This window comes from Kitasatospora sp. NPDC127060, assembly GCF_042724935.1.
Classification (GTDB): Bacteria; Actinomycetota; Actinomycetes; order Streptomycetales; family Streptomycetaceae; genus Kitasatospora.
On sequence record NZ_JBHXEG010000036.1, the window covers coordinates 67,818 to 75,051 of the forward strand.

6 protein-coding genes are annotated in these 7,234 nt (G+C 74.6%); 4 read left to right on the forward strand and 2 right to left on the reverse strand.

Annotated features, from left to right (window positions below):
* Positions 1-2: 2 nt before the first annotated feature.
* From ACFWIS_RS21000 to ACFWIS_RS21010, 3 genes are all read left to right on the forward strand, one after another.
* Positions 3-1,814, forward strand: a complete 1,812-nt coding sequence (locus ACFWIS_RS21000) for a glycoside hydrolase family 36 protein (protein ID WP_380455628.1) — start codon at positions 3-5, stop codon at positions 1,812-1,814.
* 70 nt (positions 1,815-1,884) lie between these two features.
* Positions 1,885-2,922 carry a LacI family DNA-binding transcriptional regulator gene (locus tag ACFWIS_RS21005; RefSeq protein ID WP_380455626.1) on the forward strand — a complete coding sequence of 346 codons (1,038 nt, stop codon included), beginning with the start codon at positions 1,885-1,887 and terminating at the stop codon, positions 2,920-2,922.
* 88 nt (positions 2,923-3,010) lie between these two features.
* Positions 3,011-3,991: an SDR family oxidoreductase gene (locus ACFWIS_RS21010; protein WP_380455748.1), complete on the forward strand. Its 981-nt coding sequence runs from the start codon at positions 3,011-3,013 to the stop codon at positions 3,989-3,991.
* Here ACFWIS_RS21010 and ACFWIS_RS21015 read toward each other — a convergent pair.
* Positions 3,982-5,019, reverse strand: coding sequence for a helix-turn-helix transcriptional regulator (locus ACFWIS_RS21015; RefSeq protein ID WP_380523950.1), 1,038 nt, complete (start codon positions 5,017-5,019; stop codon positions 3,982-3,984). The genes ACFWIS_RS21010 and ACFWIS_RS21015 overlap by 10 nt on opposite strands.
* 105 nt (positions 5,020-5,124) lie before the next feature.
* The gene (locus tag ACFWIS_RS21020; RefSeq protein ID WP_380455622.1) at positions 5,125-5,574 is read right to left on the reverse strand and encodes an Lrp/AsnC family transcriptional regulator; all 450 of its coding nucleotides are present in this window, start codon (positions 5,572-5,574) and stop codon (positions 5,125-5,127) included.
* A 151-nt stretch (positions 5,575-5,725) separates the two neighbouring features.
* On the opposite strand from ACFWIS_RS21020, the gene aspA reads away from it, so the two are divergent.
* Positions 5,726-7,162: an aspartate ammonia-lyase gene (gene aspA, locus ACFWIS_RS21025; protein WP_380455620.1), complete on the forward strand. Its 1,437-nt coding sequence runs from the start codon at positions 5,726-5,728 to the stop codon at positions 7,160-7,162.
* The last annotated feature ends 72 nt before the right edge of the window (positions 7,163-7,234 follow it).

A 7,234-nucleotide genomic window follows, 5' to 3' on the forward strand; every position in this document is an offset into this window, starting at 1 on the left:
GCATGACCGAGCCCTCGACCGAGTCCCCGACCTCGACCGAGTCCCCGATCTCGACCGAGCCCTCGACCGCGACCGGGACCGAGCCCGAGCCCGTGACAGCCGTCTGGGAACCGCACGCCCCCGCCGCCGGCCCGCTGAGCCCGCTCGCCGCCCCCGGCCTGGACCTGCGGGTGAGCGGTGCGGGCCGCGTCCGGGAGATCGCCGACGGGGTGGTCGAGGTGACCGCCGAGGTGACCGCCGAAGGCCCGTCCGAGGTCCGGATCGAATGGCGGGTGCCCTGCGTGGACGCCACCTCCTTCTGGACCCCGGAACCGCGCGGCACCGGCTGGCTGCCCGCCGCCTGGAGCGCCCCGCGTCGCACCGGCCTCGCCGCCGGCGCCCCGATCGCCGCGCTGGTCGCCACCGGGGACGCCGCCCGCTGCGCCTTCGCGGCCGACCGGCCCGACGTGCTGGCCGGGGCCGGAGTGGTCGAGGAGAGCGGCGAGTTCCGCTTCTGGGCCGGGGCCGAGGGCCGGCTCACCGTCCGCATCGACACCTCGGGCCGGCACTTCGCCCGGTGCCTGGCCGACCTCACGCATTGGTCGGGCCGTGGCCGCCCCGCCGTCGTCCCGGACGCCGCCCGCCGCCCCGCCTACTCCACCTGGTACTCGATGCACCAGGACGTCTCGCCCGAGCGGATCGAGACCCAGGCCGCGCTCGGCAAGGAACTCGGCCTGGACGTGATCATCGTCGACGACGGCTGGATGACCGCCGACCGCACCCGCGGCTACGCCCACTGCGGCGACTGGGAGCCGCTCTCGCTGCCCGACACCGCCGCGCACGTCCGGCGCGTCCACGACCTCGGCGTCCGCTACCTGCTCTGGTACGCGCTGCCGTTCATCGGCAAGGACAGCGCCGCCCACCGGACGATCGGCCGGCACGCCCTCGCCGACGTCGCCCACCTGGGCGCGGTCGTCGCCGACCCGCGCCACCCCGAGGTCCGCGCGTTCCTCACCGACCGGTTGGCCCGGGCCGTCGAGGAGTGGGGCATGGACGGGCTCAAGGTCGACTTCGTCGACTGGTTCGCCCGAGCCGACCCCCCGCCGGCCGGCCCGGAGGCGGACTGCGCCGACGTGGACGAGGGCGTGCGGAAGCTGCTCGCCGCCATCCGCGCCCGGATCACCGCCGCCGACCCGGAGGCGATGATCGAGCACCGCCAGCCGTACGTCAGCCCCGGCCTGTGGCCGTACGTCACCATGATCCGGGCCACCGACTGCCCGCTCAGCCCGCAGGAGAACCGGCAGCGCACCGTCGACCTGCGGCTGGCCGCCGGACCGGTACCGGTGCATTCGGACATGCTGATGTGGCACCCGGCCGAACTACCGGAGCAGATCGCCTGCCACCTGATCAACGTCCTGTTCTCGGTGCCGCAGATCTCCGTCGACCTCGCCGCGCAGACCGCCGGGCAGCGCGCGGCGATCGCCTTCTGGCTGGGCGTCTGCCGCGAGCACCTCGACACCCTGCAACTCGGCGAACTGCGCCCGAGCCGGCCGGACCTCGGCTACCCGCTGGTCACCGCCCTGGGCGAGGGGACGGTCGCGATCGCCCGGTACGCCGCGCTGCCGGTGGACGCCTCGGACCCGCACTGGCACACCCTGCTGGTAGCCAACGCCGACCCGGACCCGGACGTCCGGCTGACCGGCGGCAGCGGGACGACCGCCCTCACCGTCCAGGACGCCCGGGGGCGTATCGTCCGGCAGGGCGAGGTCGACCTCGACCGGACGGACACCGTCGCGGTGCCGCGCGGCGGGCTGCTCACCCTGCGCCGCACCTGACCGTCCCACCCGCCCCACCGGCCCTGCGGGAACCATCCGTCCCGCAGGCCCCGCACACCTGGAGGACCGCATGCCGGAGGGAGCGCACCGACCGCGTCGCGGTGCCAGCACCATCGAGGAGGTCGCCCGGGTGGCCGGGGTGTCCCGGCAGACCGTCTCCAACGCGCTCAACGCCCCGCAACTGCTCCGCCGGGAGACCCTGGAGCGGGTGAGTGCGGCGATCCGCGAACTCGGCTACCAGCCCGACCAGTCGGCCCGCTCGCTGCGCAGCGGCGCCCGCCGCACCCTCGGCTACCTCGCCCCGGCGGACGACCCCCACGACCCCAACCCGTTGATGGCCGGCTTCCTGGAGGCGCTGGTCGACGCGGCCGGGGCCGAGGGGCAGCGGGTGCTGCTGTTCCGCCCGGCCCGGGGCACGGCCGACCCGGGGGCCGCCATCGAGGAACTGGTGGCGGCCCGCCAGGTCGACGGGCTGGTCCTGGCGGACGTCCTGCCCGAGGACGCCCGGGTCGATCACGTCGCCCGGCTCGGCGTCCCGTTCGTCGCCTTCGGCCGGACCGGGCCGGCCCAGCCGCAGCACTGGGTGGACATCGCCAACGACACGGCGACGGCCGCCGTGGTCCGCCACCTCGCGGCCCTCGGCCACCGCCGGATCGGCTACCTCGGAGCGGCCGAGCACCTGCCCTGGATGGCCGCGCGCCGGGCGGGCTTCCGCGCCGAGGCGCACCGGCTGGGCCTGTCCGCCGCCACGGTGGACGGTCCGGAGCCGACGGCCGTACGGGCCCTGCTGCGCGGGCCGGACCGGCCGACCGCCGTGGTGGCGGGCAGCGACCTGCTGGCCCTGGACGCGTACGAGGCGGTGCGGGCGGAGGGGCTCGCGGTCGGCCCGGGCGGCGTCGCGGTCACCGGCTTCCACGACACCCCGCTCTGCCCCCACCTGCACCCGCCGCTGACCTCCGTCCGGCTGCCGCTGCGGGCGATCGCCACCGCGCTGGTGGCCCGGCTGCTCGACCAGGTGCGCGGCGCCGCCGGGCCGACGGAAGGGCTGGAGCTGGCCACCGAGCTGATGGTACGGGGGAGTTCGGCCCGGACGGGCGACCGCCCGTAAAGGGTGACGTGTTCTGTCGGGTTTGCCGTGAACGATGGATGACATGAGCAACGAGGGCATGAGCAACGAGGGCATGAGCAACGGGGACATGAGCAACGCGGCCGGGAACGCCCTGGGCGCGCGTCGAGAAGACCGGGACGGCTCCGCCCCCCCGCTCGCCGGCCGGATCGCGCTGGTGGCGGGTGCCACCCGCGGGGCCGGGCGCGCGCTGGCCGTCGAGCTGGGCCGGGCCGGTGCGACGGTGTACGTCACCGGCCGCACCACCCGGGCCCGGGTCAGCGAGGTCGGCCGGCCCGGCGAGACCATCGAGGACACGGCCGAACTGGTCACCGCGGTCGGCGGACCGGGTATCGCGGTCCCCACCGACCACCTGGACGAGGCCCAGGTGCGGGCCCTGGTCGAACGGATCGACCGGGAGCAGGGCCGGCTCGACATCCTCGTCAACGACCTGTGGGGCGGCGAGCACCTCCTCGCCGGATCCGTGTTCGGGAAGCGGAGTTGGGAGACCCCGCTGGCCGACGGCCTGCGGATGCTGGAGCTCGGCGTGCGCTCGCACGTGATCACGGCGGCGCTGCTGCTGCCGCTGCTGATCCGCTCCGACGCGCCGCTGCACCTGGAGGTGACCGACGGCACCGCGCACGCCAACCGCCGCTACCGCGAGAACATGTACTACGACCTGGCGAAGAACGCCCCGATCCGGCTCGCGTTCGGCCTGGGCCAGGAGTTGGCGGAGTACGGGGGCGCGGCGGTCGCGGTCTCGCCGGGCTTCCTGCGCTCGGAGCAGATGCTCGCCCACTTCGGCGTCCGCGAGGAGAACTGGCGCGACGCGATCGCCGAGGAGCCGACCTACGCGATCGCCGAGTCCCCGCAGTACCTGGCCCGGGGGGTCGCGGCGCTGGCCGCCGACCCGGACCGCGCCGCGCGGTGGAACGGCCGGTCCACCTCCAGCGGAGAACTCGCCCGGGTGTACGGGGTGACGGACGTGGACGGCAGCAGGCCGGACGCCTGGGCGTACTTCGAGGACGTCGTCCACGGCGGGAAGGACGCCTCCGCCGAGGACTACCGCTGACCCTCGCCGTCCCCGGACCCGTCCCGGTAGAGGGCGGCCAGCGCCACCGCACGCTCGCGGAAACGTGCGCGCAGCGCGGCCGGGGCCAGCACCTCGGCGTCCGCGCCGAGCCGGGACAGCTGGTCGAAGGCGACGTCCTCGGACTCGGCGGGCAGGTCGAGGGTGACCCGCCCGGCCGGATCCGGGGCGCTCGCGGAGGCCAGCGCCTCCTCGACGGCGGCCCCGTCCACCACGTCCGGCAGGCGGCGCAGCCCCCGTTCGGTCAGCCGGAGCGTGACCGTGGCGCGCAGCAGCGCCCGGGCGAAGGCGGCCGAGCGGTCCCGCCAGTGCGCGGCCAGGTCGAAGGCGGTGTCGCGGACGAACGGCTCCTCGCCGCCGGGGGCGGGGGCGAGCGCCGTGACACGGTCGACGCGGTAGGTGCGCCAGGCCTCAGCAGGGTCCGGGGTTCGGGCCCGGGCCACGACGTACCAGGTGCCGGCCTTCAGCACGAGCCCGTACGGCTCGACCACCCGGGTCACCGTGGCGGGGGGTGAGCCGTCCCGGCCGGGCCGCGCGTACGCCAGCTCGACGGCCCGGTCGGTCCACACGGCGCGGGCGAGGTCGGGCAGCAGCTCGGGCGTGGACGGCTCCCGGAACCAGGCCGGGGCGTCGAGGTGGAAGCGCCGCGACGACGACTCGGCGGCCTCGCGCACCGACGGGAGCAGGGTCGCGGCGAGCTTCAGCCGGGCGGTGACCGCCGCGTCCGCGAGGCCGAGGTCCCGCAGGGCCGTCGGCAGCCCCGACAGGAACAGGGTCTCCGCCTCGCTCGGGTGGAGGGTGGTCAGCCGGGTCCGGTAGCCCGGGGCCAGGAAGTACCCGCCGACCCGGCCGCGCTCCGACCGGACGGGGAGGCCGGCCTCCTGGAGCGCCTGGGCGTCGCGGATCACGGTCCGCTCGGAGACCTCCAGTTCGCGGGCGAGTGCGACGGCGGTCAGGCCGGGGTTCGACTGGATCAGGAGGGCCATGCGGATCAGGCGGGCGGCGCGCATGCTCCAAGGATCGCCCTTCCGAGGTTCGCTCCGCCGGGGACCGTCCTGCGAGGACCGCCCTCCGAGGCTCGCCGTCCGAGGGCCGCCCCGCCTTCGGGCGGTGGATCAGCTGTCCACCGGGAGGCCGTCCCGCTGCTTGATCGGCTTCATGATGATCTGCGAGTTGACGGCCGTGGCGCCGGGCAGCCGGGTCAGCCGTTCGGTCCACAGCTTCTCGTAGGCCGCCAGGTCGGCGACCGCGACGCGCAGCAGGCAGCCGGGGCTGCCCATCAGGCGGTACGCCTCCACCACGTCGGGGATGGTCAGGAGTTCCTCCTCGAAGGCGGCGACCATCGTGGTGTCGCGCTCGATCGACACGAGCACCTCGAAACTGCGGCCGATCGCCTGCGGGTTGACCACCGCCCGGTAGCCCTCGATCACGCCGTCCTGTTCCAGCTGCCGCACCCGCCGCAGGCAGGGGGAGGCGGTGAGACCCACGCGCTGGGCGAGCTCCTGGTTGGTCAGCCGACCGTCCCTCTGGAGCTCCCGCAAGATACTGCTGTCGATCGAATCCATGCGGCCATTATCTGCCACCGTACGGGCCGTCCCCGCAGACACTCGCACACCCATTGCGACCGTTTCGCCGTAATGTTGCGCCCGGCGCCGGGGGCCCCGCGCCGAACGAACGGCGACCCTCGCAACCCTCGAAACGGACACGGACACCGTCATGCAGCCTGCCCTCCACCTCTCCCACCCGTCGGACGCCCCCGGGACGCGCACCGAGCACGACCTGCTCGGCGAGCGGGATGTGCCCGTGGACGCGTACTACGGCATCCACACCCTCCGGGCGGTGGAGAACTTCCCGATCACCGGGACCAGGGTGTCGGCCTACCCGGAGCTGGTGACCGCGCTGGCCTGCGTCAAGCAGGCGGCGGCGATGGCCAACCGCGATCTGGACCTGCTGGCGGACGGCAAGGCGCGGGCCATCGTGGCGGCCTGCGAGGAGATCCGCGCCGGACGGTTCCACGACCAGTTCGTGGTGGACGTGATCCAGGGCGGCGCGGGCACCTCCACCAACATGAACGCCAACGAGGTGGTCGCCAACCGCGCCCTGGAGCTGCTCGGCCACCCCAAGGGCGAGTACCGGCTGCTCCACCCCCTGGAGGACGTCAACGCCGGGCAGAGCACCAACGACGTCTACCCGACCGCCGTCAAGATCGCCCTGTACTTCGCCGCCCAGGGGCTGCTGGCGGCCATGGCCGAGCTGCGCGACGCCTTCGCCGCGAAGGCGGCGCAGTTCGGGGACGTCCTGAAGATGGGCCGCACCCAGCTCCAGGACGCCGTGCCGATGACGCTCGGCCAGGAGTTCGCCGCGTTCGCCGTGATGCTGGAGGAGGACCGGGGGCGACTGGCCGAGGCCTGCGCGCTGATCCGCGAGATCAACCTCGGCGGCACCGCGATCGGCACCGGCCTCAACGCCCACCCCGCCTACGCGGCCACGGCTTGCGCCCACCTCGGGGCGATCACCGGGATCCCCCTGGAGGTCGCCGGCGACCTGGTCGAGGCGACCCAGGACGCCGGCGCGTTCGTCCAGCTGTCCGGGGTGCTCAAGCGGGTCGCCGTCAAGCTGTCCAAGACCTGCAACGACCTGCGGCTGCTCTCCTCCGGCCCGCGCACCGGCCTCGGAGAGATCAACCTGCCCGCGGTGCAGGCGGGTTCGAGCATCATGCCGGGCAAGGTCAACCCGGTGATCCCCGAGGTGGTCAACCAGATCGCCTTCGAGGTGATCGGCAACGACCTGACCGTCACCTTCGCGGCGGAGGCCGGGCAGCTCCAGCTCAACGCCTTCGAGCCGATCATCGCCCACAGCCTGCTGAAGAGCCTCACCCACCTGCGGGCCGGCTGCCTGACCCTCGCCGAGCGCTGCGTCACCGGCATCACCGCCAACCGCGACCACCTGGCCGAGCAGGTCGCCCGCTCGATCGGCCTGGTCACCGCGCTCAACCCGCACATCGGCTACGAGAACGCCACCAGCATCGCCCAGGAGGCGCTGGTCAGCGGGATCCCGGTCCGCGACCTGGTGCTGCGCCGCGGCCTGCTCACCCAGGCGCAGCTCGGCGAGATCCTCAGTCCCGCCAGCCTCGCCCACCCCCACAGCAACTGACGCCAGGCCCTGGGGCGACGCACCTTGAGGAGCCGTCCCTGACCCTGCTCCCGCCCGGCACCGGGCGGGAGC